Origin of the sequence: Atlantibacter sp., assembly GCF_032062175.1 — a bacterium.
Classification (GTDB): Bacteria; Pseudomonadota; Gammaproteobacteria; order Enterobacterales; family Enterobacteriaceae; genus Atlantibacter.
This window is the reverse complement of sequence record NZ_DAMBQK010000003.1, coordinates 145,870-171,793: the sequence shown is the minus strand read 5'-3', so window position 1 is coordinate 171,793 and position 25,924 is coordinate 145,870. Positions and strand designations below refer to the sequence as shown.

The window sequence follows — 25,924 nt, the reverse complement described above, 5'->3', positions numbered from 1 at the left end:
ACCTCATTCAAGCCCGCTTAAAAGCGGGTTTTTTATTACCTGGAGAAATTGAAAATGTCCGAAAACGTTGGTGAGATTGTTTATATCATCCGCGCTGATACTGCACAGCTTCTTACTGCCAGTCGCAATGTCGTCGATATGACCAACGATCTCCAGAGTAATTTTGATGATACTGACGAATCAGCCGATAACCTGAATACGACGCTCTCAAAACTTGCGTCTACGATTAAACTCATTTTTGCCGCTGGTGCTCTACGGGAAATGGCAAAGATGGTTCAGAGCTATCAGGAGATGGCCGAGCGGGTTCAGATGGCAACATCGAGCCAGGAAGAATTCGAGCATGTTCAAAAGCGTTTGCTTAGTACTGCAAATGGCACCTATCGATCACTTTCTGAAGCGCAGGAGCTTTATATCCGTAGCGCCGATGGCCTGCGTAGCATGGGGTACGCAACCGATCAGGCAATTGATGTTCAGGACTCGATGTCTTATGCATTCGTTAAGAACGCCGCCAGCGCGGACCGGGCCGAGTCAGCTATCAGTGCTTTCACAAAGGCGATAAATACCGGTAAGGTATCAGCCGATCAATGGGAATCTATCACCACAGCCATCCCAACCGTAATAAACGATATTGCGAGCGCCAGCGGAAAAACGGCCGCTGAAGTGCGCGCATTGGGTGCCGCTGGCAAGTTGACAGCTTTAGAACTTAGCGAAGGTTTACGTCAGTCTCTTGATGAGAATGCCGCAGCTGCGGCGGGGATGTCGAACAACCTCACTGATGCTGGCGTGAGGATGAAGACAGCTTTTACTGAAGTGCTTGTCGCAATCGAAGGTCAGACGGGCGCACTTCAAACCTTCACCAATGGATTGATTGCCACTGCCGATACTATTCTGGAGTTCGGACGAGATTCCGAAGAAATGGCTGGCTTTATTGATACAGCAACTATTGCCGCAAAGGCTTTCGCGCTTGTTCTGGCTGGACGATATGCTGGTGCCTTAAAAGCGGGTGTAGCCAGTAAAGTTCAACACATCGCTGCAAACCGCCAACTGATTACCGCCGAAAACCAGGCTGCTCAGTCCGCTCTCTTTTCAGCTAATGCCACGCAGCGCAGAACGTTAGCAGATAAAGAAGCCGCAATTTCAGCACTAAATTTAGCCCAAGCGGAATATAACGTAGCGCGAGGAAGCGCAGCGGAAATGCTGGCTCTCGATAATCTTATCGCTGCAAAAACCAGAGCGACTGCAGCATCTATCGCATTAACAGAAGCAGAGACGGCACAAGCTGCAGCTACGGCAAGAGCCTCTGCCGCTGCAAGTGCAGCATCGGTTGGAATGGGGCTGATGCGTGGAGCGCTTTCATTTTTTGGTGGACCTGCGGGTGTCGCGATGATTGCAGCCGGGGCATTACTTTACTGGTGGCAAAGTGCAAAACAGGCTAGGGAAGAGGCGGTAGCATTCGCTGATGGTCTCGATAAGCTTAACGGCGCAATGACGACTATGAGCAACACCCAGTTGCGTGGAGCAATAGCAGATGCGAATACGGCTATAAAAGGTCAGCAGGAAGCTGTGTCTGATTTAACTGATGAAATAAAAGAGCTTACTGATAAACGTGATGATTATATTGCTAAAGGGAAGCAATTTGGTACAACCGCCGAGCAAGGGAATGGGTTGCTTCAAAATGCCGCAAAGTTAACTGACCAGATCAATCAGAAGGAACGTGATCGCGCAGATATTCAGGAAAAGCTAACCCGCACAACTTTAGCGCGCAATGGTATGGAGTCTACGCTTAATAATAACATGCTCACATCTATGGGCATTCATCAGCAGCTTATTGATAAAGGCTCCGTTCTTGAACAAGTCCAAGGGGCTGTCGCCCGGGCTTTTGGCAAGACCGCTGATGAAATAAATAGAGCCAATCAGGCTGGAAAGAACTTTAACCCTAAATCCTTGCAAATATCGCCACCGACTGACGACGGCGATAAAATAATTCTTAATCTGGAAGAGCAAAACGAGCTCCTGAAAATACAGGATGAGCGTCAGCGAGCTATTACGAAAGCACGGATGACTACATCTAAAGTCACGGGTAATCGTAACCAAATAGAAGCTGCTGAACGCTTGGCAGCAGAGAATTATGATCTTCAAAAAGCTGAAGATAAAAGGCGGCAGGCACAACAGAAGAGCGAGCAGCAGGGTAAAAACGCCAGCTCTCAAATGGAGGCAAACGCGCAAAAAATTGCCGACTATAAGCAGCGGGCTGAATCTGCTTCTGGAGCCACTCAGGATTTATCACGCGAACAAGCCATGCTGAGAGCGGAGCAGTCACTCAATAAAAGCGCCACCACCACACAAATTGCCGAAATTAGAAGATATGCAGCAGCTGAATGGGATGCTGCAAACGCTGTTAAACAGCGACAGCAGGCTGAGCAGGGGAGGAAATTCGCTGAGCAGGAAATCGCAGCCGCAAAAGTAATGCCTGATGCCGTTACAGGTGCAGCATTAGATCCGGTTGCGCAAATCAACCTGCAAGAGCAACAAAAGCTGGCAGCGCTCGCTAAATATAGGGCAATCGATGTTCAAAATGTGCAAATTTATGAAGATGCTAAAACCGCAATCCAGGAACAAGCATCTAATGCACGACGGAAGATTGCTATCGAGGAAGCCAATGCTCAGGCTGCTGCGATAGGCGCGATATTAGGCTCAGCTTCCCAGGGTTTCGAAAGCCTTTCTGCCATGATCCAAAACGCATCCGGGAGGAGTAGCAGTTCTTACATCGCTATGTTTGCTGCGGCAAAAGCATTTGCCGTTGCACAGTCAACGTTAAGCCTAAACACCGCAATTATGCAGGCCATGGCAGATCCAACAGCACTTACCCCTGCGCAAAAACTTGCGAACTATGCAGCCATCGCTTCGGCTGGAGCCTCACTTCTCTCCAATATCGCTAGCACGACCATGAGCGGTGGTCGCCGTTACGGTGGCACAGTGTCTGCTGGCAATGCCTACCGCATTAACGAGGATGGGCGCTCTGAAGTGTTCCAGACGGCTGGTGGCCAGCAAATATTCATGCCGAACAAGTCAGGGAAGATCATTCCAGCAGATAAAGCAGGCGGAGGTGGTGTTGTTCAGCACATCACATTTGAAATCAACACTACCGGCGGTATCGACGATGCCACTATAAAGCAGATGGAAGGGATGATGAAGCGTGTGGCTCTCTATCATATCAGCGACCAGTCGTCTCGCCCCGGAGGCTTAATCCAACCGAGGACTAAACGCTAATGCCTGAAATCTTCACCTGGAAACCTCAGCGCGGCTACAGCGCCGAACGCACCCCAAACGTGGCCGTCGTGAAACTCGGAGATGGATACGAGCAGCGCCAGAAGAAAGGCATTAACCCGCTGATGGCTAAATACTCGCTGACGTTTCGCGGCGTTAATGGCTCATGCCGCGTAAACCCGGCGAAGCAGGCCGAGGCTTTTCTGACAGCACGCATGGCGGTGGAGTCTTTCTACTGGACACCATCGGATACGGGGGTACAGGCGCTGTTCGTCTGTCGCTCCTGGAATATGACAAAGACCGGGCCGCTCTATGAACTGACGGCCACATTTGAGCAGGTACCACGATAAAGCCGAAAGGCGGGAGATAATTATGTCTTTAGAAAAACAAATTGAATCTTTGAATATTGAACTTAAAGAATTGCACGGAATTGTTGTTGATACACAACTGGCATTCATTAATTTTCAGGAAGAGGTGAATTCTCGTTTTAATGCGGCCCAGGAACAGGTCGCATTAATTAATGATGAAGAAAAAAGCGCTTCACTCATTTTTAGTGGGGTGATTACTGCTTCTCGGTGAATGAAAACTTAGCGATTAAATCTGCTAACTCAGTAAGGGCGATGGCTACTGCTGGGTTACTGGCCTCGTTGTTAGCAACATCATTTTTTAATGCATTAATTACGGCAGGTTTAATATCTGGAAACTTGGCAGATAAGTTTGCAATAGTATATGCCAGCGCAACTTCAGCAACTGAAGTTCTTGCTTTCAATTTTTCAAATTCTTCTTTAGAGACAGTCATTGGATTTCCTTTTTCCAGAGGTAATCAGCCATCCCTCTTTTTTGAGTGCGTCAGCGTCCCACCACTGACGGGCTGAACCCCTAACATAACCAGGGATGACAATATATCCCATCCTGATATTCGAACAGTAGCCACCTCCGGGTGGCTTTTTTTATTGGAGATTTTCGTGCGCGACATTCCACCAGAGCTAATTATCGAAAGCGTTGATGCCGGAGTTGGCGCTTTTATCGATCTGTTTGAACTCGATCTCCGGCCTTACGGCGGGAACCTGGAGCGCTTTCACTCCGGTACCAACGGCTTTTACAACAATGTTATCTGGCGCGGTAACGCCTATCCCGCATATCCGATCGCTGTCGAAGGCTTCGAGAGCCGGAATGAAGGTACCTATGCGCGCCCGGCCATGGCCGTCGCGAACGTCACGGGTATGATTTTTGGGATGAACCATGATTTCGACGACCTGCTGGGCGTGGTGATCACCCGTCGCCAGGTGCCGGTGAAATATCTGGACGCGGTAAACTTTCCCAACGGTAACCCGGATGCCGATCCCACCATGGAGGCGGTATCCCGTTACGTTGTCGAGGAGATGACTGAAGAGACATCTGAACAGGTGACTTATTCTCTCGCAACGCCGGTGGACTGCGACAACGCTATTATCCCGGCGCGGACTATCCTGGCCGATGTCTGCCAGTGGGTTTATCGCGGTACCGGCTGCAACTACGACGGGCCGCCAGTCGCTGATGAACGGGACAACCCGACCAGCAACCCGGCGCTGGATAAATGCTCTCACCGCCGCACAGGTTGCCGATTCCGGTACCCGCGCCCGTACCCCATGCCAATCAGCAGTTTCCCCGGTTCACAGAAGGTTTCCTGATGCATGAATTACTCGAGTATGCGGCCTCGTCGCAGGATGAAGTGTGCGCGCTGATTATCGACGACACCCGTTTGCACCCATGTCGTAACGTACATCCCGATCCGGCTCACCATTTCCGCATTAGCGAGGCTGACTGGCTGGCAGCGGAGGAGGAGGGCGCGGTCACTGCGGTATTTCATTCACATCCTCAACCGGTACCGGTGCTGTCAGGTGCTGACCGCGCTATGCAGGTAATGACAGGCCTGCCCTGGTGGCTGGCGTGTGACGGCGAGCTGCGAAAGTTCCGCCCGATACCGCACCTGCTGGGCCGCCGGTTCGAGCACGGCGTGACAGACTGCTACACGCTGTTTCGCGATGCGTATCACCTGTGCGGAATTGACCTGCCGGATTTTGCCCGGACTGAAGGCTGGTGGCTACGGGGCGAGAACCTCTACCTGAAGAACCTGGCGGCCAACGGTTTCCGTCAGGTTTCCGCCAGCGAGGCCGTATCCGGCGATGTAATTCTCCGCCAGCCATTCCCGGGTGCCGACCCGTGCCATGCGATGATCCTGCTGGACGATAACATGGTGCTTCACCACGACCACGCCGGGCACCTCAGCAGGCGTGAACCATTCCGCATGGCTTACATGAAACAAACCCATTCCATCTGGAGGCATCACCGGTGCTCATCTTTAGATTTGCGGGGCATTTCCGCCGACATTTCCGCCAGGTCACATTAAACGTTGATACCCCCGCGCAAGGGCTTCGCCTGCTGCTGGCCCAGTGCCCGGAGTTCAAAAAGGACTTTCTCAAATCGCGGGTGCGCGTCCGCGTGGCGGGTGAAGACGTGGCGACGGATGCAATGCACTGGCATCTGGACAGGCGTCTGGATGACGGTTCAAGCGTGCTGTTTGTCCCGGTGGTTGAGGGGGCAATTACCGCAGCAGCCGCCGCGTGGATAGCAGTGGCGGTGAGTGTTGCCTCCATTGCCTACAGCGTTTACATGTCCCGCAACATGAAAACCAAAACTTCAGCCGAGGCGGCGGAAAACAACACCATCACAAACAACTCTTTTACCAGTGCGGAGAACCGCGCCGGACAGGGGCGACCTGTGTCGATCCTGCTCGGGGAAATGGTGGTGGGCTCTAACGTCATTTCCCTCGGTATCGACACCACAAACAACCAGGACTGGACAGAATCAATAAGCTAAGGCGGGAATATGTCATCAGGCGGCGGCAAAGCTTCTACCCCTAAACTCCTCGACGATAACCTCAAATCAAAACAGTTTTATCGGGTGCTGGATCTCATCAGCGAAGGACCGATTTACGGACCGGTTGACCAGTCGCACCTTTCTTCTTTCATGCTGAATAAAACTCCTATCACGGACTCTGCCGGAAACGTCAGCGTGAACGGCGTGAGCGTGGCCTGGCGTCCCGGCTCGGAATTCCAGAATCCCATTAACGGCTTTTCCGCCATTGAGGCGACCAGCATCGTTAATACCGAGGTCACTTTCAACACGCCACTGGTCCGCACAATCACCGATCAGGATGTCACGCGCGTACGGTTGAATATCGGCGTGACGGGACTTGTCGAGCAGGACACGAAAGGGAATCAGAAGGAAACCTCTGTGACGATGGTGATCGAAACCCGCGTTGCCGGCGGGGCGTTCACAATGCAAAAAACAGTCACCATTACCGGGAAAATATCAGGCGAATACCTGGAGGCGCACGTTATCGAGGCACCGGCAACGAAACCTTTCGATATCCGTGTGCGCCGTATCACACCTGACAGCAACGGCGACCTGCTGTCCAACGGTACCATCTGGAACAGCTTCAGCCAGATTACGGACGACAACCTGAACTACCCGTTTTCGGCTATTGCCGGTGCAGTGATTGACCGTGACCAGTACAGGGACACCCCAAGCCGCACCTATCACCTGCGCGGGCTGATTGTGGACGTTCCTGACAACTACGACCCGATTGCCAGAACCTATTCGGGTTTGTGGACTGGCGGATTCAAAAAAGCGTGGACGAACAACCCGGCCTGGCTCTTTCGCGAGCTGGTGAAAAACACGCGTTTTGGCCTGGCCCGGCGCGCGGGCTATATCGATGTCGACGACGGCGCGCTTTATATCCTTTCACAGTATTGCGATCAGCCGGTGAACGATGGCTATGGCGGAAAAGAGCCACGCATGACGCTGAACGCCTACATCACTGAACAGGCCAGCGCGCGCGATATCCTGGATAAAATCGCCGGGATGTTCAGGGGCATTGCCTTATGGGATGGCCTTCGTCTCACGGTCATGCTGGACACGCCTCAGGATCCGGTTGCCACCATCACCAATGCGAATGTTGTTGACGGTAAATTCAGCCGTAGCTCGGTTAAACGGGCCGAAAAATACAACGCGGTGGTGGTGTCCTGGACTGACCCGGATAACGGCTGGGAGCAGGTGAAGGAGTATGTTTCCGATGATGCGATGATCGCGCGCGGGAACTATAACGAGACAACGCTGGAGGCGTTCGGCTGCACTTCACGCGGGCAGGCCTGGCGAGCCGGGAAATGGCTGCTGGAAACTGCAAAACGTGAGAGCAGCCGGCTAACTTTCCAGATGGCCCGGGATGCAATCGCCTTCACGCCCGGCGATGTCGTGGAAATCATGGATAACGACTATGCCGGTACGCGGCTGGGCGGGCGTATTGTTTCACACTCCGGCGCGAATATTACCGTTGATGCGGACGTTTCCAGTCTGGTTTCGCCAGGCGACAACATGTCGCTTATGGGCAGCAACGGAAAGTTTGTGAGATACCCCATTCTGAGCGTATCCGGGCGCGTCATTACCCTGCGCAATGCTCCCGCCTGGGTTCGTGACGGGACTGTTTTTGCCATTTCAGTCAGTGAACTGTCCGTCCGTCTTTTCCGCATCCTGAGCATTGCTGAAACCGAAAATAACTCGGTTTACAGCATCACGGCGGGACAGCATGACCCGAATAAACAGGCCATTGTGGATGAGGGCGCGGTTTTTGAAATGCCGACCGATACCCTGAATGGCTACCGGGTACCGAATATCGAGAACCTTCGCATCCTGAACACCAACAGCGAAACTGTGCAGGTGACGGCGACCTGGGAAACCGCCACCACTACCAAAAAGCTGGTGTTCGAACTATATGTCTACAACGAAAGCGGGGCGGTTGTTGCACAGTATGAAACCGACCAGTTTCGCTATGACTTATACGGACTCAATGCCGGGAATTACATGCTCGGGGTGCGTGGCCGCAACGAGAACGGCATGAAGGGTGCCGAAACACAGGTAAACCTGATTATCGGCGCGCCACTGGCACCGTCATCCGTTATCTGGACGCCCGGTATTTTTTCAGCAGATATCGTTCCGGTTATGCGTGTGACTGCCACCTCCGATACCACGTTTGAATTCTGGTACGGCGGGGAGCACCGTGTCGTTAATCCGGCCCTTATCGAAGACCAGACGCAGTTCCTCGGGCGCGCCAGTCAGTGGAATTTACATGGCCTGAAAGCTGACACCACGTATTACATGTACGTGCGTACCCGTAACGCATTTGGTGTTTCCGGGTTTGTTGAGGCCTCAGGCCAGGCGTCGTCAGATATTCCTGGCATGATCGATTACATCGATGAGGCCGTGCGCGATTCTGAGGCATTTAAGAACGTGCAGGCCGGGATAGATTTCAGTCTTGAAGCGACGATGCAGAACACTCTGGCGCAGGTCGAGGGTGCGCAGATCCAGTATGAGCAAGTCGGTGCTGCCCGCGCTGAGATTTCACAGGTAAAAATCACCATTGCCGATGCGGACCGGGCTTTTGCTCAGTTTCAGGAACTGGTTGCTGTGCAGTTCGGTGAAAGCGCGGCTGAGATTCTGGAAGTTAAGACAGCTCAGGCGACAGCAGACGAGGCATTTGCCGAGTACCGGCTTGAAGTGGCCGCATCGTTCCAGGATGTGGACAGTTCTATTTTGACCATTCAGGAAGCGCAGTCTTCAGCCGAACAGGCCTTTGCGCAGTACCAGACGCAGGTTTCAACACAGTTCGGAAACCAGCAGGCGGCCATTAACCAGAAGCTGACCTCGGTTATTACCGATAACGGTACTGCGAAGGTTTCTTACACGCTGAATCTTGGCGTACGGCGCGGTGAACAGCTCTATAACACCGGCTTTGGAATGTCGCTCGAGCCAAACGGCAGCGGAGGGTATAAATCGACGGCAGTCTTTGCTGCTGACCAGTTCGGTATTTATTCCGGCAGTGATCCGGGTAGTTATGAAGCTGCGTTCTTTGTATTTAATGGCCAGGTGTTTTTGCGTTCTGCGTTTATCCAGAACGGCAGCATCGATAATGCAAAAATCGGCCAGTACATCCAGTCAACAACATGGGACGGCACAGGCAATGTCGGGTGGCATATTAACAAGAGTGGGTTTGCGTACTTCACTGGCGTCACCGTGAAGGGAACCGTCTACGCCAGCGCCGGATCGTTTACAGGTTCGATTTATGCCACAGACGGCGTGTTTAACGGCACGGTTTACGCCACTGACGGGAAATTTACTGGAACAGTAGAGGCTAAGCACTTCGTGGGTGACGTCGCCAACGGACAGGTGTTTGCGGATACCGGTGCATCCAGCAATGAAATCCGGTCCTTCCAGTACACAGACAGCTCGGAGAGTTACCTCGAAAAGCAGATCGTTGTTATGGCCGTAATTGAACACAACAACGCTCAGGCCCAGGAGGGTGCCACGACGGTCACGATAACCATTAACGGCGTGGCGAAATCGTTTGATGTGTACGGGCCAGTTGGTGGATCACGTCCGCGTGGCGGGAGTTCAACGGTCATGCACAGTATCCGCACGACAGCCAGGGTCGTAACCTGCTCAATCCAGGCCGTAACCGGTCTTGGAGGAACAGGAAAAATACTTTCTCCCACAATGCTCATCATGCGTGGAACCGGCTCGTTTGCCCAGACCAACTAACATGAAACCCGTTCCGGCGGGTTTTTTATTGCCTATTTTCAGGAGACACCATGTCCGCAGGAACCCTCAAACTCACCAACAACTCTACAGCGGTTGTTGGTACCAGCACTGTATTCACTACAGATTTAAAGCCGGGCGATTTCATCGTTACCACCATCGGCGGCGTGCTTTACACGCTCCCTGTTGATGCCGTGACAAGCAACACAGCGGCCACGCTCGTAAGCCCGTTTACCGGACCGACCACCACCGGCGCAGCGTGGGCAGCGGTACCGCGTAAAACGATGAACCAGGTCACCGCTGAGCTGGTGGCGCAGTCGACAGAGGCACTGCGCGGGCTGCTTACCGAGAAGGGCGTATGGACAAACTTCTATACGGCACCGGGTGATATCACCGTCCAGCTGACCAGCAGCATGCCTGCCGTAACGGGTCCTGGTTGGCAGAAAATGGCGGGGCTGGTGGGCTCGTCGCTACAGTGGCGGGGGAACCTGCCAGCCGCAGCCAACCTGAACGGCTATGGGCCAACTGCAGCGTTTACCGGGATATGGAGCCGTTCTACGAATACTAATACCACTGCCGCATACAACTTTCCCGAGGATAACGGGCAGGGGGTACTGGAAGTATTTGCTGGGGGGTTATATGGGGGCACACAGAGATACACCACCAGGACAGGCAATATCTATACCCGCAACCTTTCTGCGGCATGGAACGGAACTGATGGTCCCTGGGGTGACTGGAATCTTGTCGGCGTTAACTCGCGTCCCGGTTATTATGAGGGCGATTTAAATGCCCTGCTAACACCCGGCACCTGGTCAGTTACAGCAGCAGCGACAAACGGGCCTGTATCTCCCGGTCAGGCTGGTGTGGCCACCGGCATTTGCGAGGTTATTTTACGAACAAGCGCAAACTCACTGCTTCAGCGATACACCAATATCACCACAGGTGCAGCGAACATCAACCGGACATGGCAGCGTACGCTATCCGGGACCACCTGGTCAGCATGGGAGCTACTTGGAATAAAGGCACTGAATGATATTGGTCTGGGGCTCATAAACCAGACCGCTCTGACGACCCTAGACTGGCAACAGTTTGACTTCGTATCGGGTGCCAGTTATCTGGTCAGCACATCGGTATGGGCCAATGCTCCGTCAGGCGTGTCATACCCAGCAGGCACGCAGGTGTTTATCTCCGTTGATGGAATTGCCTCATCAGGGACTGTTATCGAATTAACGTTAATAGCCAACCAGGCTAATGATGCAAATTACCGGATTTATAAAGTTCGTATTGCGAATGCTAAAGGCGCCCGTACTTTCAGTGTCCGGCAGGCACTTACCAGTGCAAGCGTGGGTTCGACGTCCGGCACTATAGCAGCGGGTAATGACGAACGACTGAACAGCCTGGACGGGAAATCCGGCGGTACCGTCACCGGGCAGATTAAGAACCTGCCGTCTACCGGCCAGGGGGAAACCAAAACTGCGCCATATAATGCCCCAATCACGCACGGCGGCGCGCTCCCACTGTTTGCTCACGGTCACTCGGTTACCATTCAGAAGAACGGCGGCGTCGGGGCATTGTTCACCCTTGGCATGTCGTTTGGTGGGTATATCGGCAGCGCGGGCACAGCGGATGCATCCGGCCCGATGATTACGTGTTCGGATGGCACGGTGTACACGAAATACTGGAACTTCGTTAACGGCTCGGGCGGTATTAACACGGCCAACGGCGGGATACTGCCAACCGTGTGTGATATCAGGCTAAAAGACAATCCACGTCCGGCGCAACCAGGGGCAATGACACGCATCCTCAGTATCCAGTCTCGTGAATTTAACTGGAAATGGGACGGGCGTCATGACCGTGGGTTTATTGCGCAGGAACTAAAAAAAGTTGATCCACTTTATGTATTTGAAGCTGGTGGCGAAGACCCTGACGAGCCAATCCTCAACTTGTCGCACATCGCGATAATTTCTGATCTGGTAGCTGCAGTTCAGGGGCTGCATGAACAAAATGTGACGCAACTGAATGAAATTACGTCACTCAGACAGGAGCTGGACGAACTGAAAGAAAAAGTGGATCAACTCATCGCTAATTAATTCAGCCCGTTACGCCTGCCGCTGTGTGGATCTGCGTGTCGATATGCCTGTAAACAGCGTCTGAAATAATGAGCAGGCGCGACTGGCGACCGAGATTCGCGCACAATATGAGCGAGACGGAATAGCAAGAGAGCAATTTTAATAAAATCTGATGAGATCAAAAGTATTTTTTAATCGAAAACACTCTAAGCGAATTTGAGTTGTAACTTATGGTTAAATAAAGTCAGTAAGATGATTCTTAGATGCTAATCGTAGTGAGGCTGTTAATAAAAACATGTTTTTAAAAACAGTATTGACTGATTTCAATAAACACGTAAATTATATTTTAACGGCACAGTAAGAGTAACAAGTGTTTATATGTAAGTATCGGGTAGACCATTTTGCTGTAAGGGCCACGAAGTTTGTAGTTTGGGCGTTAGTAAGCTTTCAGGCCTGGCAGTGACTGTGCTGGTTCGCAAGATGGTATAGTAAGCGCGACGATGTAAGGCCTTGTTTTATGTTTTTATGCTGGCGGTTTCGTTTATTGATAGTAACCGTATCGGCAAAGGGCAACGCATCAAAGAGTCTATGTCGCGATGGGAGATGTACTTGTTTAAGGTGCCTCGTTTAGTTTTATGATAACGCAGGCAGATGTATAACAAGATAAATAGAGGGAGGTTTTTTAGTATTAATGCCCAATATTATCTGTAGTAAACGGGTGCATTTAAAAGTAGTTCAATAGTAGCATCACTCAATTAAGCCAATTAATGTTAATTCTGAAGTTTGTAGTACCTTAAAAGCCCTGGCTGCAATGGTCAGGGCTTTTAAGATTGCTCAGGTGCTGTCACGTTTGTAAATTTTATCCGAAAAATACTGACAAAACTCGTGTTGCTTATTTTTCAGTAAGGGTCCAGTATGCATCATCGGTTTGGCATACAGACCTTATGAAAGCAGTTTTAGTAAAGCAGTCCTCATTTCAAGTGTTATCTTCAGATACCCTTCTGCATGAGCCTCCTCCTAAGTGCCCAGTAAGTCCTCATCTGAAAGCAGGCCATGTTCGCCACGACGTGTGGTTCAAAAAAAAATTAAAGGAAGTATCTATGTCTAATAAAATGACTGGTTTAGTAAAATGGTTTAATGAATCTAAAGGCTTTGGTTTCATCACGCCTGACAATGGAAGCAACGATGTTTTTGTGCACTTCTCTGCTATCCAGAGCGGCGGGTTTAAGACGTTAGCTGAAGGTCAAAAAGTTGAATTTACAGTTGAGAATGGTCAAAAAGGCCCTTCAGCTGGGAATGTGTTTGCAGTCTGAACCGCAAAACCATCATTAGTTACCCTGCCTGTTTTATAAGCAGTACGCAGGGCTGGAGATTGGGTCAGCATTCTTAATCTCTAACTATGACCTTGCCACAGCGGCAGGGTCATTTTTTTTGTAACGGCATAAGGTTTCAAACCCTTAGAAAACTGTTCTTTTTAAACTAAGATTTTGGGATGAGTGTCAGGGACTGCCCGTACCGTTACTTTGTTTAACTGGTTGTTTTTAAGTCTTATAAAGCTATCAACAAAATGAATATCGCAGTTGATACTGTCCCTTTCAGTCCTGTAATCCAGTCGTGAAAGAGGCTGTTATTTTTCATGGCAATACCTATAGCAAACAGAATGAAACAGCTTGTTGCCGGTCTCTGTGGAATGAATAAAATCGGCAGGCAATACCAAAAATACGCTACTGGAAACCGCCCTCCGAACCCACTAAAGTTGTGTAAGTGACATAATGGCAGGGTTTCCAATCATCCTTGCGGCAGACTCATAAAGCTTTTTTTCGTACGCACTCATTTCGCTGCGTGTAATATGCTCTAATTCCTTTTTCAGGTAGTAAGCAATCAAATCCCGGCTAATGATCTCGTTGTCATCCCGACGAAGAACCTTCAGAACTATGTTGCCGATGATTTCATATTCACTGTTCATTCTTCATTTCCTTTTTTTAAGTGATGAACTATATCAGCTTTAGCTAAGAACATTTTTTGCGAGCTTTCCAGCGTAATGCGTAAAAAAAAGCACCTTTTCGCTATATTTCATACCCCAGACTGGGATAGCAGTTGTGTGGTGTTATGATTCGTTATCCGTCGTACAACAAGGCAATCTCATGCGTACTCCTCGTCAGTTCTACCCGATACCTATGCTTGTTAAACATACCCAACCTTCCGGATTGGAAAAACTGTATCCGGTTCTTGTATCTGATGTCTTCGATGAAGAAGGCTCAAGATATGCGAGGTATGCCAATGGAGCGGAAGTCCGTATGTCAGGGTTACGTTTTTTCCAACTGGAACTTGCGCAGGCTGATCTTGAAAATTTAGTTTCTACTCCTCTCCCTGAGCAAGTTATCAGGCGTGAAAAGTCGCATTAAAGGTATGACTATTAGAGTCTCCAATAAAATCCATGCCGCATCAGCGGGATGGCATTCGAATCAGGCCAGGCCAGTCAACCACCATCTAGCCTTTACCTGAATGTCCGTGGCCTATTCCCGAATACTCACAGCACCAGCATTAACCGCCAGGTGAGGTCATGTACCGTATGAATACAAGCAACGGTTTTTGGCCGTATTTCTGAAGTTTCATGACATGGTTTCTGAACATGCTGATATTACATGATGTGCTGTTTGCCCTGGGAGCGGTGGTATCGCCGACCCTTAATATGCCGCAGGTGCAGTTCCTCGCGATGCCGAATAAATCCAGGGCCAACGTTGTAGGCGTGTCGGATTTGTGTCGCAACTGAGACACACTGAATCCATCAATAAGTATTGCAACGACACGTAATGACACAAATCCGGGAGCGAACGCGGTAAATATGTGGTGTTACAATGAGTTATTCCGCGCTCTACGTTCTTCTAAGCCGTGGGTCGCAGGTTCGAGTCCTGCAGGGCGCGCCATATTTTTCAAAGAGTTACCCCTTTCCCGTCTCTGTTAGTTTCCCTGTTTGTTCTCTGTTTAGATCGCCGCGTTAAAAATCAGAATAAAAGAGTCACTCCCCGTTTTGTCCTTCCCTTCCTTATATCAGCCTTAACGTTTCAGCTTAAAAATCAAGCAGGTGTATTAAGCGATACAGGATGTATTGATAACTGAGTTAAATAATTACTATTTTTCAAATTTCCCTCATCAATGTTTGCTACTTTCTCTGGCAACTAACCTGTATCTTTAGATCCTCTTAACACTGACCAGCCTGCGTTTGAGTGCCTTTTAAGTATGCGGATAAATAACCATGAATGATGGAAAGAGACAGTCTGTGCCTGACGTTGATGAAAAACATCTCTTAGATTTACTCCATCACAATTCCGATTGGGTCTGGGAAGTGGATGCTCAGGGGCGGTACACCTGGGTTTCGGGTGTCGTGCATGATTTGCTGGGCTATGAGCCAGGTTATGTCATTGGACGCACACCTTTCGATTTTATGCCGCCAGGGGAAGCGGAACGCGTTGCGGGTGCTTTTGGCGAGATTGTCGCCCAGCAGCGTGCGTTTTCCGGACTGGTCAACCGCAATATGCGCGCCGATGGCCAAATTGTGGTACTGGAAACCAGCGGCATTCCGCTGTTTAACGATAAAGGCGAGTTAACCGGCTATCGCGGCATCGACAGAAATATTTCCAATCTCGGCGAGCGCGTAATGCAGCTTGAAACCATCTATGATACGACGCCCGTTGCGCTGTGCATGCTGGATCTGGATGGACGGCTGGTGATGTCCAACAAGGCCATGAACGGTTTACTGGCTATTTCGCAGGACGAGGCGACCGACAGCCACCTGGGGCGCTTGATGCCCGACGTATGGCAGCAGTTTCAGGATGATTTCATCATGGCGGAGTCCGGCGTGGACATCCCGGGGCGAGAAATTATCTGGCGCGACCGCTGTTACGATACCCAACCTGTCGCCTTATATAACGCCAGCAATCGCGTCGTAGGGTTGTCGGTGACCTGGGTGGATATCACTGCGCGTCGGGAAGCGGAGCAGAAGCTGGCGGGTGCCAACCAGGTGCTGCAACAATATGCCCAGCGCGATCATTTAACCGGCCTCTATAACCGCCGTTATATGGATGAATGCCTGATTAATGAAATCAGCCATGCCGTCGACAACGGTTTCCCACTGTCGGTGTGCCTGGCAGATATCGATTATTTTAAACGGTACAACGACAACTACGGACATCAGTCCGGCGACAATTGCCTGCGCGCGGTGGCCAAAGCCCTGGTGTCATCCCGGCGGCGTCCCGAAGATAATGTTAGCCGTTACGGCGGTGAAGAGTTTCTGGTGATTTTGCCGCGCACTGACCGGGAGGAGGCGCTGGCGGAAGCGGAGCGCCTGCGTGAAAATATCAACGCCCTGAATCTGCCGCATGTCGCCAGCCCGACAGGTTATCTCACCATCAGTATTGGCGTAACGACGCTGTATGCCTGTAAATCGCTGTCGCTGGATACGCCGCTGCATATGATTGCCAGCGGTCTGATCCATCAGGCAGATACCGCGCTGTATGCCGCTAAAAATCGTGGGCGCAATCAGGTGGTGGCGATGCCGGACAACGCCTCATAACGCCCGATAGGTCCGCTGCGGGCGTCCCACTTTGCCATAAATAATCTCCGCCACAATCTGCTGGCGGCTGGCGGCGAACTCCAGATAACGGCGGGCGGTAGTGCGGCTCAGTTTCAGTTCATCCGCCACCGTTTCTGCGGTATGGCGCGCCAGCGGGTCAGCAAAGAGCCCCTGGACTTTCGCCAGGGTCAACGCATCAATACCTGGCGGTAGCGCTTCTTTTTGCTCTCCCCGCGCATAGGCGTTAAACATATCGTCGATTTGACGCTGGCTGGCGCTGGCATGGCTGGCGAGCAGGGCGCAACGCTGCTGGAAGCGACTCAGGGTTTGCCCAAGCCGCTCATAGGCGATGGGCTTGACCAGATAATCAAACACGCCGCAGCGCACGGCTTCCGACACAGTATCCATATCGCTTGCCGCGGTGGTAAAAACCACGCCGCCCGTATAGCGGGCCTGGGAAAGTTCATGCAGCAGCGTGATCCCCTTGCCGTCGGGTAAATAATTATCCAGCAGGATCAGCGCCGGTTTGAAGCGGGTAATCATCTCCCTGGCCTGCGCCAGATTGCCGGCCAGCCATACCGTCCTGCAGCCGGGAAAGAGGCGGATAAATTCGGCATGCATTTCCGCGAGCGGCGTTTCGTCCTCAACTATTAAAATCGTCAGAGATTGTTCCATTACTCTTTTTCACTTTCGGTATAAAAACGGAAAACAACGCGCCGCAGGGTGGGTTATCGTCGACGGTAATCACCCCGCCGCAGCGATGAACAAAACTGGCAACAAGATAAAGCCCGATGCCGTGCTCGCCGGGCGCATCGGTTTTGGTGCTGACGCCCTGTTGGAAAAGGGTCTGGCGCAGCGCGTCCGGTACACCGCATCCCCGATCGGCCACCTCAATAATCACATCATTGCCTTCATCGCTCAGATACAGCTCTACGGTTTTATCACTCTGAGGGTTATTCAGGCTCGCTTCAAACGCGTTATCCAGCAGGTTGCCGACGATTGCGGCAAATTCAATGCTATCCATTCCTTGTGGGAGTTGATGCAGTACGCTGCCAGGCACCAGCGTTAACGTCAGCCCCAACTCGCGCGCCCGCTGGCATTTGCCGAACAGCAATCCCGCCACCTGACGATCGTCAACCGACTCGCGCAAGCGGTCGATGAGTTGCTGCTGCGCCTCGGATTCGCCTTGCACCATCGCCTGCACCCGATCGTACTCTTTCATTTGCAACAGGCCGTTGAGGGTAGACATCCAGTTAAGGTGCTCATGGCGCAGAGTCCTCAGGCTTTCAACATACTGTTTTATTTGCGTTAGTTGCGCGTTCAACGCGCTGATTTCATCTTTGCTGCGAAAGCTGATGATCGCGCCTAACAGCGCGTTCTGGTAGCGGATCGCGCCGCGATTGGCAATAACGCTTAACCCATTAAACGTGCACATCACGTCCTGGCGCTGTTCTTCAATCGTGTCGGTAAAAAAGCCGCAAGGATTGACCACATCGCCGATATAGCGCCCGAGCCACTGACGGCCCGGAGAGGCTAAGCCGAGCATTTTACGCGCATTACGGTTGATTGCCGTAATCATCCCATCGGGATCGACAGCGATAAGCCCTTCGAAAACCGAACCAAACAGCGCCTCCTGCTGACGCACGACCCGGGCGATTTGCTGTGGTTCCATGCCGAGCATCTGGCGACGAATATGCGCGGCGAACAACCACGACAGCAGCATCAAAATAATCAGGATGACGACAAACACACCGGCTAACGGCAGAAGAAAATCCAGCCGCCAGCTATTGATTTTACTGACTAAATAGCCCAGCGACACCACGCCTATTACCTGTTGGTGCTCGTCAAAAATCGGTGTTTTAGCGCGCATCGCCATGCCGATAGATCCTTCACCGGTAATAAAATAGCTTTCGCCTTTCTCCAGCGCGCCGGGCTTGGTCCATTGCATGGGATAGCCAATTTTGGCCGGATTAGGATGGTAAAGACGAACAGAGTGGCGGTCGCCGATTACCACGTAATCGAAATCGGAGCCGGTGGACAATCTGCCAATGATTTGCCCCAACCGAAGGGTATCGCGGTGTTTTACCGCGTCGATAACGCTGTCGTTGGAGGCGATAATTCTGGCCTGATTCATCGCCATACCGCGCACGTGCTCAGTCAGATAGTCTTCAAAGCTGGCGGAGAGATATTTGCCTAATGCGCTGATTAACAGCGTGGACACCAACAGTAATAAAAGAAATATCCGTAATGGAAAAGCCAGACGGCGAAAAAAACGTAACACGCTAACTTCTTTTTTCCCGGTCATGATAATTCCTTTTAAGTACCGAACCCGGGCAGGTGCCGAATATAGGTTATCAGATTGTTTCTTTATAATGCTCAGACACCGGATTATCGTTGCAGATTGCCGACATTAAATCAATTAAACAAATAAAAACCATGAAGCGCGTCGGATGAAATTTAATTAACCAAATAAAAACCATAAAGTCTATTTTAATCCCTCTGCGCTTTGTGAAATATATCAAAATTCAGATTTTAAATAGTGCGTACCCTTTCACTGCATTCCACACCGCCATCGTAAATGTCCGCGTGGCAGGTTTTTTTAATATTGCAGCAGTTAATTAACATTTATTTTCACCCTTATTCATGGCGCAGGGACGTAGACCTATGTTTGGCAATACCGTGTTTACACGGGTAAAGCGTAACGAAAATAAGAAAATCGCCGGGATAACGCAATTCCTCCGGGAAAACGATTTGAGTATCGATACCACGGTGGAGATATTTATTACGGCAACGCGTAACGATCGTCTTATCGCGTGCGGTGGTTTAGCCGGGAATATTATCAAATGTGTCGCTATCGATGAGTCGGTGCGTGGAGAAGGTTTAGCGCTCACGCTGGCGACCGAATTAATTAATTTGGCCTATGAACGTTTTTGCACCCAGTTATTTATCTATACCAAAAGCCAGAATGAAACGCTGTTTAAGCAGTGTGGTTTTTTTACCCTGGCGGGGGTGCCGGGTGTGATGGTGCTGATGGAAAATAATGCCACCCGCCTGCAACAGTACGCCAGCTATCTCACCACGTTGCGCCGCGTCGGCGACAAAATCGGCTGCATCGTCATGAACGCCAACCCGTTTACCCGCGGTCATCGTTACCTGGTGCAACAGGCGGCGTCGCAATGCGACTGGCTGCATCTGTTTTTAGTCAAAGAAGACACGTCGCGTTTCCCTTACGAAGACCGGCTGGCGCTGGTACGCGCCGGGACGGCAGATATTGAAAAACTTACCGTGCATCGCGGCTCGGAATATCTCATCTCCCGCGCCACGTTTCCGTGCTACTTCATCAAAGAACAAAGCGTCATTAATCACTGCTACACCGAAATCGATCTGCAAATTTTCCGCAATCAACTTGCTCCCGCGCTGGGTATCACTCATCGCTTCGTCGGTACTGAACCGTTTTGCAAGGTGACCGCCCGCTACAACGCCGATATGCGGCGCATTCTCCAGGACCCGGCCAATCCCGCGCCGCCCATCCAACTGGTGGAGATAGCGCGGCTGCACTATCACGGCATCGCGATTTCCGCCTCCTGGGTACGCAAGCTGCTGGTAAAGCAAGATTTCGCCACCATCGACCTGCTGGTTCCCGACGCCACCGCCCACTATTTACGACGCATGTTGCCTGACACCGACCTGCGTTCGTCTGCGCTTAAAACCGAATCTGCATTAACTACAGGTGAACCATGAAAATTAACCGTCCCGCCGTCGCCGGCACGCTGGAGTCCGGGGATGTGATGGCGCGCATCGCGTCCCTCGACTCGCACGACATCGAACTGCAAATCAACAGCAGCGTGGAAAAACAGTTTGGCACCGCCATTCGCGCCACCGTCCTTGAAATCCTGGCGCGCTATCAGGTACGCGGCGTTCAGGTGTTTATTGATGATAAAGGCGCACTGGATTGCGTTTTACGCGCGCGTCTGGAAACGCTGCTGGCGCGCGCCGGGGAAATCGAGGCTTTGCCCTGGGAGTCGCGCCCATGAAACTGACTGCCGAACAACGTAAATCCCGCACCCGCCGTAGCATGCTGTTCGTCCCGGGCGCCAATGCCGCCATGGTCAGCAACGCGTTTATCTATCATGCCGATGCGCTGATGTTCGATCTGGAAGACTCGGTGATCCTGCGTGAGAAAGATGCCGCCCGCCGCCTGGTTTTCCACGCCTTACAGCACCCGCTGTATCAGGACGTGGAAACCATTGTGCGGGTAAATGCGCTGGATTCTGACTACGGCGTGGCGGATCTGGAAGCCGTGGTGCGCGGCGGCGTGGATATTGTGCGCCTGCCGAAAACCGATACCGCCCAAGACGTGATTGATATCGAAAACCACATCGCACGTATTGAAGCGGAATGCGGCCGCGAGCCCGGCAGTACCGGCCTGTTGGCCGCCATCGAATCACCGCAGGGCATTACCCAGGCGGTCGCTATCGCCCATGCCTCGCCGCGCCTGATCGGCATTGCACTGGGAGCAGAAGATTACGTACGCAACTTGCGCACTGAACGCTCGCCGGAGGGCACAGAACTGCTGTTCGCCCGCTGCGCTATTCTCCAGGCGGCCCGCGCCGCAGGCATTCAGGCTTTCGATACCGTTTATTCCGATGCCAACAACGAAGCCGGTTTCCTGCGTGAAGCCGCGCACATCAAGCAATTGGGTTTCGACGGCAAATCGCTGATCAACCCGCGCCAAATCGAACTGCTGCACAACCTGTATGCCCCGACACAGCAGGAGGCGGATCACGCCCGGCGCGTGGTGGACGCCGCTGAAGCCGCGGCGCGTGAAGGGCTGGGCGTGGTATCGCTCAACGGCAAGATGGTGGACAGTCCGGTCATTGAGCGGGCGCGTCTGGTGCTGTCCCGGGCAGCGCTTTCCGGTATTCGTGAGGAGTAACAACATGCATCAAACCACACAACGGCAGGCGCGGGTTAGCGCAGGGAAGGGCGACCATCCGGCATTTCAGCCAGCCTCTAAGCTCAATCTGCAAACCCAGAAGCCGCGCGACAAAAAACTGTGCGCCACCCTGCAGGAGGCCATTCGCCGTTCAGGATTGCAGGACGGGATGACCATCTCTTTCCACCACGCCTTTCGCGGCGGCGATTTGACCCTGAATCTGGTGATGGACGCCATTGCCGGAATGGGATTTAAAAACCTGACGCTGGCGTCCAGTTCCCTCAGTGATTGCCACGCGCCGCTGGTCGAGCATATTCGCAATAACGTGGTGAGCCAGATTTACACCTCCGGTCTGCGCGGGCCGCTGGCGGAAGAGATCTCACGGGGTTTACTCGCCGAGCCGGTGCAGATCCACTCTCACGGCGGCCGCGTGCAGTTGGTGAACAGCGGCGAGCTGGCGATTGACGTGGCGTTTCTCGGTGTGCCGTCCTGCGACCCGTACGGGAACGCCAATGGCTACACCGGCAAAGCCTGCTGCGGCTCGCTGGGCTACGCCAAAGTAGATGCGGAACACGCCCGCCAGGTGGTGGTGCTGACCGAAGCGCTACTGCCGTATCCGCACCATCCCGCCAGCATCGCCCAGGATTGCGTCGACCTGATCGTGCAGATCGAACAGGTCGGCGATGCCGACAAAATCGGCGCGGACGCCACCCGCATGACGTCGAACCCGCGCGAGCTGCTGATTGCCCGCCATGCCGCCGATGTGGTGGTCAATTCCGGCTACTTCAAACCCGGCTTCTCGCTGCAAACCGGCACCGGCGGCGCATCGCTGGCGGTGACGCGCTTTCTGGAAGACAACATGCGCAGCCGCAACGTCTACGCCGACTTCGCGCTGGGCGGCATTACCTCCACCATGGTCGATCTGCACGAAAAGGGATTGATCAAAAAGCTGCTCGATGTTCAGAGCTTTGACCGTGCCGCCGCCGAGTCGCTGGCGCGCAATCCCAACCACATAGAAATCAGCGCTAACCAGTACGCCAACTGGGGCTCCAAAGGCGCAAGCGTTGACCGGCTCGACGTGGTGGTGCTGAGCGCGCTGGAAATTGACACCCAGTTTAACGTCAACGTACTGACCGGCTCCGACGGCGTACTGCGCGGCGCATCCGGCGGTCACTGCGATACAGCCGTCGCGGCGGCGCTGTCGATTATCGTCGCGCCCCTGGTGCGCGGGCGTATTCCCACCCTGGTGGATAGCGTGACGACCTGTGTCACGCCGGGCTCCAGCGTTGATATCCTGGTGACCGACCACGGCATTGCTGTCAATCCGGCGCGCCCTGAGCTGGCGGATCGCCTGAAACAGGCCGGGTTGCGCGTTGTGACCATCGAATGGCTGCGGGAAAGGGCGCGCATCCTGACCGGCGATCCCTGTCCGATTGCCTTTACCGAGCGGGTTATCGCCGTGGTGCGCTACCGCGACGGTTCGGTGATCGACGTGGTTCATCAGGTGAAGGAGTAGGCGATGGCGCGCTTTGCGGATCGTGCCATAACGCTGCCGGAACTGCTGGTCAGCCGGGATGCGCGCCAGGCGCGGCAAACGGCCTGGCTTAAGCAACATGGCGTGACGCTGATTTCCTTTACCGTGGTGGCACCAGGGCCCGTGAAAGACAGCGATCTCACCCGGCGGCTTTTTAGTCACGGTCTTCAGGCGCTGGAGAGTATGGCGCGCGACGCCGTTTGGCCAATTATCACCCAGGCATCCTTTGCCTTAATCACCGGCCCCGAAGCCCTGTTGGCGATAAACGCCCCGGCGCAGGCGGTGAAACGCGCCGCCATCGCGCTGGAGCAGGCACACCCGCTGGGGCGGCTGTGGGATATTGACGTGTTAACGCCGCACGGCGACATCCTGTCCCGCCAGCAGTTTTCCCTGCCACCCCGAACCTGCCTGGTGTGTTCTCGCGCCGCAACGCTGTGCGCCCGCGAAAAATCCCACTCGCTTGCCGAACTGCTGGCCCATATGGAGATGCGCCTGAATGAAGCCGAACACGCTTGAGCCCCAGGTTATTGCGCCGCACATCGCCGCGTATTACAGCGACTGCGGCTGGCGCGCCATGCTGGCGGAGGTGAATTTATCGCCCAAACCTGGCCTGGTGGACCGCTACAACAGCGGGGCACACAAGGACATGGCGCTGGAGGATTTTTACCGCAGCGCGGACGCCATTCGCCTGTGGTTGCCGCGCTTTGTGGAAATGGGCGCATGCAGCGCCGGACTGCCGGAGAACGCGGTTTTAGCCGCGATCCGCCCAATCGGTCTGGCCTGCGAAGCGGCAATGTTCCGCGCCACCGCCGGGGTGAACACCCATAAAGGCAGCATTTTCTCGCTGGGGTTGCTGTGCGCGGCGGTAGGGCGATTAACCCAACAGCAGCAGCCGGTCACGCCAGAAGCGCTGTGCCGCCAGGCTGCGGGGTTTTGTGAAGGGATCACTGCGCGCGAGCTGGTTCAACACAACGCCGGGCAAACGGCGGGGCAGCGGCTCTATTTGCAGCTTGGCCTGACCGGCGCGCGTGGCGAAGCCGAGGCCGGGTTCCCGCTGGTGCGCGACCATGCGTTACCCCATTACCGCGCACTGAAAGCGCAGGGCATTGATCCTGAACTGGCGCTGCTCGACACGCTGCTGGTGCTGATGGCGCGCAATGGCGACACCAATGTGGCCTCGCGCGGCGGCGCGGATGGCCTGCACTGGCTGCAACAGCGGGCTATCGCGTTGCTGCGTCAGGGCGGTATCCGCCGCGCAGGCGACCTCCACGCGCTCACTGAATTTGATAACGCCTGTATCGCCCGCCATCTCAGCCCCGGCGGCAGCGCCGATCTGCTTATCGTCACCTGGTTTTTAGCTGAAATTTCAAACGTTCATTTTCAATCACTTACAAGCACAAGCTTTTCATGGAGAAACAGCGATGACTGCTTCAAAAGATAAAATATGGAAGTTACTGGCCCCGCTGGTGGTAATGGGCATCATGTTGCTCATTCCGGTCCCGGACGGTATGCCGCCGCAGGCATGGCACTACTTTGCCGTGTTTGTGGCAATGATTGTCGGGATGATCCTCGAGCCTATCCCGGCGACGGCGATCAGCTTTATCGCCGTGACGATTTGCGTTATTGGCAGCGATTACCTGTTATTTGATGCCAGCGAACTGGCCGACCCGAAATTCGACGCCGGTAAGCAGGCGCTGAAGTGGGGGCTGGCGGGGTTTTCCAGCACCACGGTGTGGCTGGTGTTCGGGGCATTTATATTCGCGCTGGGCTATGAAGTGACCGGTCTGGGGCGGCGTATCGCGCTGTTTATGGTCAAGTTTATGGGCAAACGCACCCTGACGCTCGGCTATGCCATCGTGATTATCGATATCCTGCTGGCACCGTTCACCCCGTCGAATACCGCGCGCACCGGCGGCACCGTATTCCCGGTAATCAAAAACCTGCCGCCGCTGTTTAATTCCCATCCCAACGACCCGTCATCGCGCCGCATCGGCGGCTACCTGATGTGGATGATGGTGATCAGTACCAGCCTCAGCTCCTCAATGTTCGTTACCGGCGCGGCGCCGAATGTGCTGGGTCTTGAGTTCGTCAGTAAAATCGCCGGGATTCAGATTAGCTGGCTGACCTGGTTTTTGAGCTTCTTACCGGTGGGCATCATTCTGCTGATCGTCGCCCCGTGGCTGTCTTATGTGCTGTATAAACCGGAAGTGACTCACAGTGCGGAGGTTTCCAGTTGGGCCAGCGACGCGCTGAAAGAGATGGGCGCGTTGACCCAGAAAGAGATCACCCTGATTGGCCTGGTATTACTGAGCCTTGCGCTGTGGGTGTTCGGCGGTGAAGCTATCGATGCTACGGCGGTGGGCTTGCTGGCGGTATCGTTAATGCTGGCCCTGCACGTGGTGCCGTGGAAAGAGATCACCAAATACCACAGCGCCTGGAACACCCTGGTGAACCTGGCGACGCTGGTGGTGATGGCTAACGGCCTGACCCGTTCCGGCTTTATCGACTGGTTTGCGAAAACCATGAGCACCCATCTGGAAGGGTTTTCGCCCACCGGTACGGTGGTTGCGCTGGTTCTGGTGTTTTACTTTGCGCACTACCTGTTCGCCAGCCTGTCAGCCCATACCGCGACCATGCTGCCGGTGATCCTGGCGGTGGGCAAAGGGATACCCGGCGTGCCAATGGAGCATCTGTGTATCCTGCTGGTACTGTCTATCGGCATCATGGGCTGCCTGACGCCGTATGCCACCGGCCCTGGCGTGATCATTTACGGCTGCGGCTACGTGAAATCCAAAGATTACTGGCGGCTCGGCGCGATTTTTGGGGTGATTTATATCTCAATGCTGATGCTGGTCGGCTGGCCAATTCTGGCGCTCTGGAACTAATATCCGTTTTGTTGATAAGCGCCTCGT

23 protein-coding genes are annotated in these 25,924 nt (G+C 53.3%); 19 read left to right on the top strand and 4 right to left on the bottom strand.

The features are described 5' to 3' along the window. The first annotated feature begins 54 nt into the window (after window positions 1-54). The 3 genes from RT120_RS04735 to RT120_RS04725 are packed head-to-tail and all read left to right on the top strand — an operon-like array spanning window position 55 to window position 3,846. Window positions 55-3,270, top strand: coding sequence for a tape measure protein (locus tag RT120_RS04735; protein ID WP_312980061.1), 3,216 nt, complete (start codon window positions 55-57; stop codon window positions 3,268-3,270). Continuing rightward, window positions 3,270-3,617, top strand: coding sequence for a phage tail protein (locus RT120_RS04730; RefSeq protein ID WP_312980058.1), 348 nt, complete (start codon window positions 3,270-3,272; stop codon window positions 3,615-3,617). The genes RT120_RS04735 and RT120_RS04730 overlap by 1 nt, the downstream gene beginning before the upstream one ends. Before the next feature lie 22 nt (window positions 3,618-3,639). Then, window positions 3,640-3,846: a hypothetical protein gene (locus RT120_RS04725; protein WP_312980056.1), complete on the top strand. Its 207-nt coding sequence runs from the start codon at window positions 3,640-3,642 to the stop codon at window positions 3,844-3,846. On the opposite strand, the gene RT120_RS04720 is transcribed toward RT120_RS04725, so the two are convergent. After that, on the bottom strand, window positions 3,830-4,066 hold the full coding sequence (locus RT120_RS04720) for a hypothetical protein (protein WP_312980053.1): 237 nt from the start codon (window positions 4,064-4,066) through the stop codon (window positions 3,830-3,832). The genes RT120_RS04725 and RT120_RS04720 overlap by 17 nt on opposite strands. A 166-nt stretch (window positions 4,067-4,232) precedes the next feature. Here RT120_RS04720 and RT120_RS04715 point away from each other — a divergent pair, with 166 nt between their 5' ends. The 6 genes from RT120_RS04715 (at window position 4,233) to cspA (ending at window position 13,282) form a co-directional block, all read left to right on the top strand. Further along, on the top strand, window positions 4,233-4,937 hold the full coding sequence (locus RT120_RS04715; protein WP_144129486.1) for a phage minor tail protein L: 705 nt from the start codon (window positions 4,233-4,235) through the stop codon (window positions 4,935-4,937). Next, entirely contained in the window at window positions 4,937-5,656 is a 720-nt protein-coding gene (locus RT120_RS04710; protein ID WP_312980049.1) for a C40 family peptidase, read from the top strand. Before RT120_RS04715 ends, RT120_RS04710 begins: the two co-directional genes overlap by 1 nt. Beyond that, window positions 5,599-6,126 carry a tail assembly protein gene (locus RT120_RS04705; protein WP_312980046.1) on the top strand — a complete coding sequence of 176 codons (528 nt, stop codon included), beginning with the start codon at window positions 5,599-5,601 and terminating at the stop codon, window positions 6,124-6,126. The genes RT120_RS04710 and RT120_RS04705 overlap by 58 nt, the downstream gene beginning before the upstream one ends. A gap of 9 nt (window positions 6,127-6,135) precedes the next feature. After that, entirely contained in the window at window positions 6,136-9,903 is a 3,768-nt protein-coding gene (locus tag RT120_RS04700; RefSeq protein ID WP_409515023.1) for a phage tail protein, read from the top strand. Window positions 9,904-9,953: 50 nt separating this feature from the next. Continuing rightward, a complete protein-coding gene (locus RT120_RS04690; protein ID WP_312980044.1) occupies window positions 9,954-11,990 on the top strand; it encodes a pyocin knob domain-containing S74 family peptidase in 2,037 nt (678 codons plus the stop codon). A gap of 1,079 nt (window positions 11,991-13,069) precedes the next feature. Continuing rightward, window positions 13,070-13,282 carry a cold-shock protein gene (cspA, locus tag RT120_RS04685; RefSeq protein ID WP_312817043.1) on the top strand — a complete coding sequence of 71 codons (213 nt, stop codon included), beginning with the start codon at window positions 13,070-13,072 and terminating at the stop codon, window positions 13,280-13,282. 437 nt (window positions 13,283-13,719) lie between these two features. Here the strand turns inward: cspA and RT120_RS04680 are convergent, their stop codons facing one another. Next, on the bottom strand, window positions 13,720-13,935 hold the full coding sequence (locus RT120_RS04680) for a hypothetical protein (protein ID WP_312980042.1): 216 nt from the start codon (window positions 13,933-13,935) through the stop codon (window positions 13,720-13,722). Window positions 13,936-14,113: 178 nt separating this feature from the next. Here RT120_RS04680 and RT120_RS04675 point away from each other — a divergent pair, with 178 nt between their 5' ends. From RT120_RS04675 to RT120_RS04665, 3 genes are all read left to right on the top strand, one after another. Then, complete coding sequence (locus tag RT120_RS04675) at window positions 14,114-14,374, top strand: hypothetical protein (RefSeq protein ID WP_312980039.1); 261 nt, start codon at window positions 14,114-14,116, stop codon at window positions 14,372-14,374. A gap of 227 nt (window positions 14,375-14,601) precedes the next feature. Then, window positions 14,602-14,742 carry a hypothetical protein gene (locus RT120_RS04670; protein ID WP_312980037.1) on the top strand — a complete coding sequence of 47 codons (141 nt, stop codon included), beginning with the start codon at window positions 14,602-14,604 and terminating at the stop codon, window positions 14,740-14,742. A 507-nt stretch (window positions 14,743-15,249) separates the two neighbouring features. Next, a complete protein-coding gene (locus tag RT120_RS04665; protein ID WP_312980034.1) occupies window positions 15,250-16,542 on the top strand; it encodes a sensor domain-containing diguanylate cyclase in 1,293 nt (430 codons plus the stop codon). Here RT120_RS04665 and dpiA read toward each other — a convergent pair. Continuing rightward, a complete protein-coding gene (gene dpiA / locus RT120_RS04660) occupies window positions 16,537-17,217 on the bottom strand; it encodes a two-component response regulator DpiA (RefSeq protein WP_312980031.1) in 681 nt (226 codons plus the stop codon). The two genes, RT120_RS04665 and dpiA, sit on opposite strands and share 6 nt — an antisense overlap. Further along, on the bottom strand, window positions 17,186-18,847 hold the full coding sequence (gene dpiB / locus RT120_RS04655) for a sensor histidine kinase DpiB (RefSeq protein WP_312980029.1): 1,662 nt from the start codon (window positions 18,845-18,847) through the stop codon (window positions 17,186-17,188). The genes dpiA and dpiB overlap by 32 nt, the downstream gene beginning before the upstream one ends. Before the next feature lie 359 nt (window positions 18,848-19,206). Here dpiB and citC point away from each other — a divergent pair, with 359 nt between their 5' ends. The 7 genes from citC to RT120_RS04620 are packed head-to-tail and all read left to right on the top strand — an operon-like array spanning window position 19,207 to window position 25,897. Then, window positions 19,207-20,283, top strand: coding sequence for a [citrate (pro-3S)-lyase] ligase (gene citC, locus RT120_RS04650; protein WP_312980027.1), 1,077 nt, complete (start codon window positions 19,207-19,209; stop codon window positions 20,281-20,283). Then, entirely contained in the window at window positions 20,280-20,576 is a 297-nt protein-coding gene (gene citD, locus RT120_RS04645) for a citrate lyase acyl carrier protein (RefSeq protein ID WP_312980025.1), read from the top strand. Before citC ends, citD begins: the two co-directional genes overlap by 4 nt. Next, on the top strand, window positions 20,573-21,478 hold the full coding sequence (citE, locus tag RT120_RS04640; protein WP_312980023.1) for a citrate (pro-3S)-lyase subunit beta: 906 nt from the start codon (window positions 20,573-20,575) through the stop codon (window positions 21,476-21,478). Before citD ends, citE begins: the two co-directional genes overlap by 4 nt. A 4-nt stretch (window positions 21,479-21,482) precedes the next feature. After that, a complete protein-coding gene (citF, locus tag RT120_RS04635) occupies window positions 21,483-22,994 on the top strand; it encodes a citrate lyase subunit alpha (RefSeq protein WP_312980021.1) in 1,512 nt (503 codons plus the stop codon). Between the two features lie 3 nt (window positions 22,995-22,997). Then, complete coding sequence (citX, locus tag RT120_RS04630; RefSeq protein WP_312980018.1) at window positions 22,998-23,528, top strand: citrate lyase holo-[acyl-carrier protein] synthase; 531 nt, start codon at window positions 22,998-23,000, stop codon at window positions 23,526-23,528. After that, window positions 23,509-24,453 carry a triphosphoribosyl-dephospho-CoA synthase CitG gene (gene citG, locus RT120_RS04625; protein ID WP_312980015.1) on the top strand — a complete coding sequence of 315 codons (945 nt, stop codon included), beginning with the start codon at window positions 23,509-23,511 and terminating at the stop codon, window positions 24,451-24,453. The genes citX and citG overlap by 20 nt, the downstream gene beginning before the upstream one ends. After that, entirely contained in the window at window positions 24,434-25,897 is a 1,464-nt protein-coding gene (locus tag RT120_RS04620) for an anion permease (RefSeq protein WP_312980012.1), read from the top strand. Before citG ends, RT120_RS04620 begins: the two co-directional genes overlap by 20 nt. Window positions 25,898-25,924: the final 27 nt, after the last annotated feature.

What these genes read in the sequence shown, in the direction of transcription:
- RT120_RS04735 (WP_312980061.1), top strand. Translation starts at nt 55, where the DNA reads ATGTCCGAAAACGTTGGTGAGATTGTTTATATCATCCGCGCTGATACT.
- RT120_RS04730 (WP_312980058.1), top strand. Translation starts at nt 3,270, where the DNA reads ATGCCTGAAATCTTCACCTGGAAACCTCAGCGCGGCTACAGCGCCGAA.
- RT120_RS04725 (WP_312980056.1), top strand. Translation starts at nt 3,640, where the DNA reads ATGTCTTTAGAAAAACAAATTGAATCTTTGAATATTGAACTTAAAGAA.
- RT120_RS04720 (WP_312980053.1), bottom strand. Translation starts at nt 4,066, where the DNA reads ATGACTGTCTCTAAAGAAGAATTTGAAAAATTGAAAGCAAGAACTTCA.
- RT120_RS04710 (WP_312980049.1), top strand. Translation starts at nt 4,937, where the DNA reads ATGCATGAATTACTCGAGTATGCGGCCTCGTCGCAGGATGAAGTGTGC.
- RT120_RS04700 (WP_409515023.1), top strand. Translation starts at nt 6,136, where the DNA reads ATGTCATCAGGCGGCGGCAAAGCTTCTACCCCTAAACTCCTCGACGAT.
- RT120_RS04690 (WP_312980044.1), top strand. Translation starts at nt 9,954, where the DNA reads ATGTCCGCAGGAACCCTCAAACTCACCAACAACTCTACAGCGGTTGTT.
- cspA (WP_312817043.1), top strand. Translation starts at nt 13,070, where the DNA reads ATGTCTAATAAAATGACTGGTTTAGTAAAATGGTTTAATGAATCTAAA.
- RT120_RS04680 (WP_312980042.1), bottom strand. Translation starts at nt 13,935, where the DNA reads ATGAACAGTGAATATGAAATCATCGGCAACATAGTTCTGAAGGTTCTT.
- RT120_RS04675 (WP_312980039.1), top strand. Translation starts at nt 14,114, where the DNA reads ATGCGTACTCCTCGTCAGTTCTACCCGATACCTATGCTTGTTAAACAT.
- RT120_RS04670 (WP_312980037.1), top strand. Translation starts at nt 14,602, where the DNA reads ATGCTGATATTACATGATGTGCTGTTTGCCCTGGGAGCGGTGGTATCG.
- dpiA (WP_312980031.1), bottom strand. Translation starts at nt 17,217, where the DNA reads ATGGAACAATCTCTGACGATTTTAATAGTTGAGGACGAAACGCCGCTC.
- dpiB (WP_312980029.1), bottom strand. Translation starts at nt 18,847, where the DNA reads ATGACCGGGAAAAAAGAAGTTAGCGTGTTACGTTTTTTTCGCCGTCTG.
- citC (WP_312980027.1), top strand. Translation starts at nt 19,207, where the DNA reads ATGTTTGGCAATACCGTGTTTACACGGGTAAAGCGTAACGAAAATAAG.
- citD (WP_312980025.1), top strand. Translation starts at nt 20,280, where the DNA reads ATGAAAATTAACCGTCCCGCCGTCGCCGGCACGCTGGAGTCCGGGGAT.
- citE (WP_312980023.1), top strand. Translation starts at nt 20,573, where the DNA reads ATGAAACTGACTGCCGAACAACGTAAATCCCGCACCCGCCGTAGCATG.
- citF (WP_312980021.1), top strand. Translation starts at nt 21,483, where the DNA reads ATGCATCAAACCACACAACGGCAGGCGCGGGTTAGCGCAGGGAAGGGC.
- citX (WP_312980018.1), top strand. Translation starts at nt 22,998, where the DNA reads ATGGCGCGCTTTGCGGATCGTGCCATAACGCTGCCGGAACTGCTGGTC.
- citG (WP_312980015.1), top strand. Translation starts at nt 23,509, where the DNA reads ATGAAGCCGAACACGCTTGAGCCCCAGGTTATTGCGCCGCACATCGCC.
- RT120_RS04620 (WP_312980012.1), top strand. Translation starts at nt 24,434, where the DNA reads ATGACTGCTTCAAAAGATAAAATATGGAAGTTACTGGCCCCGCTGGTG.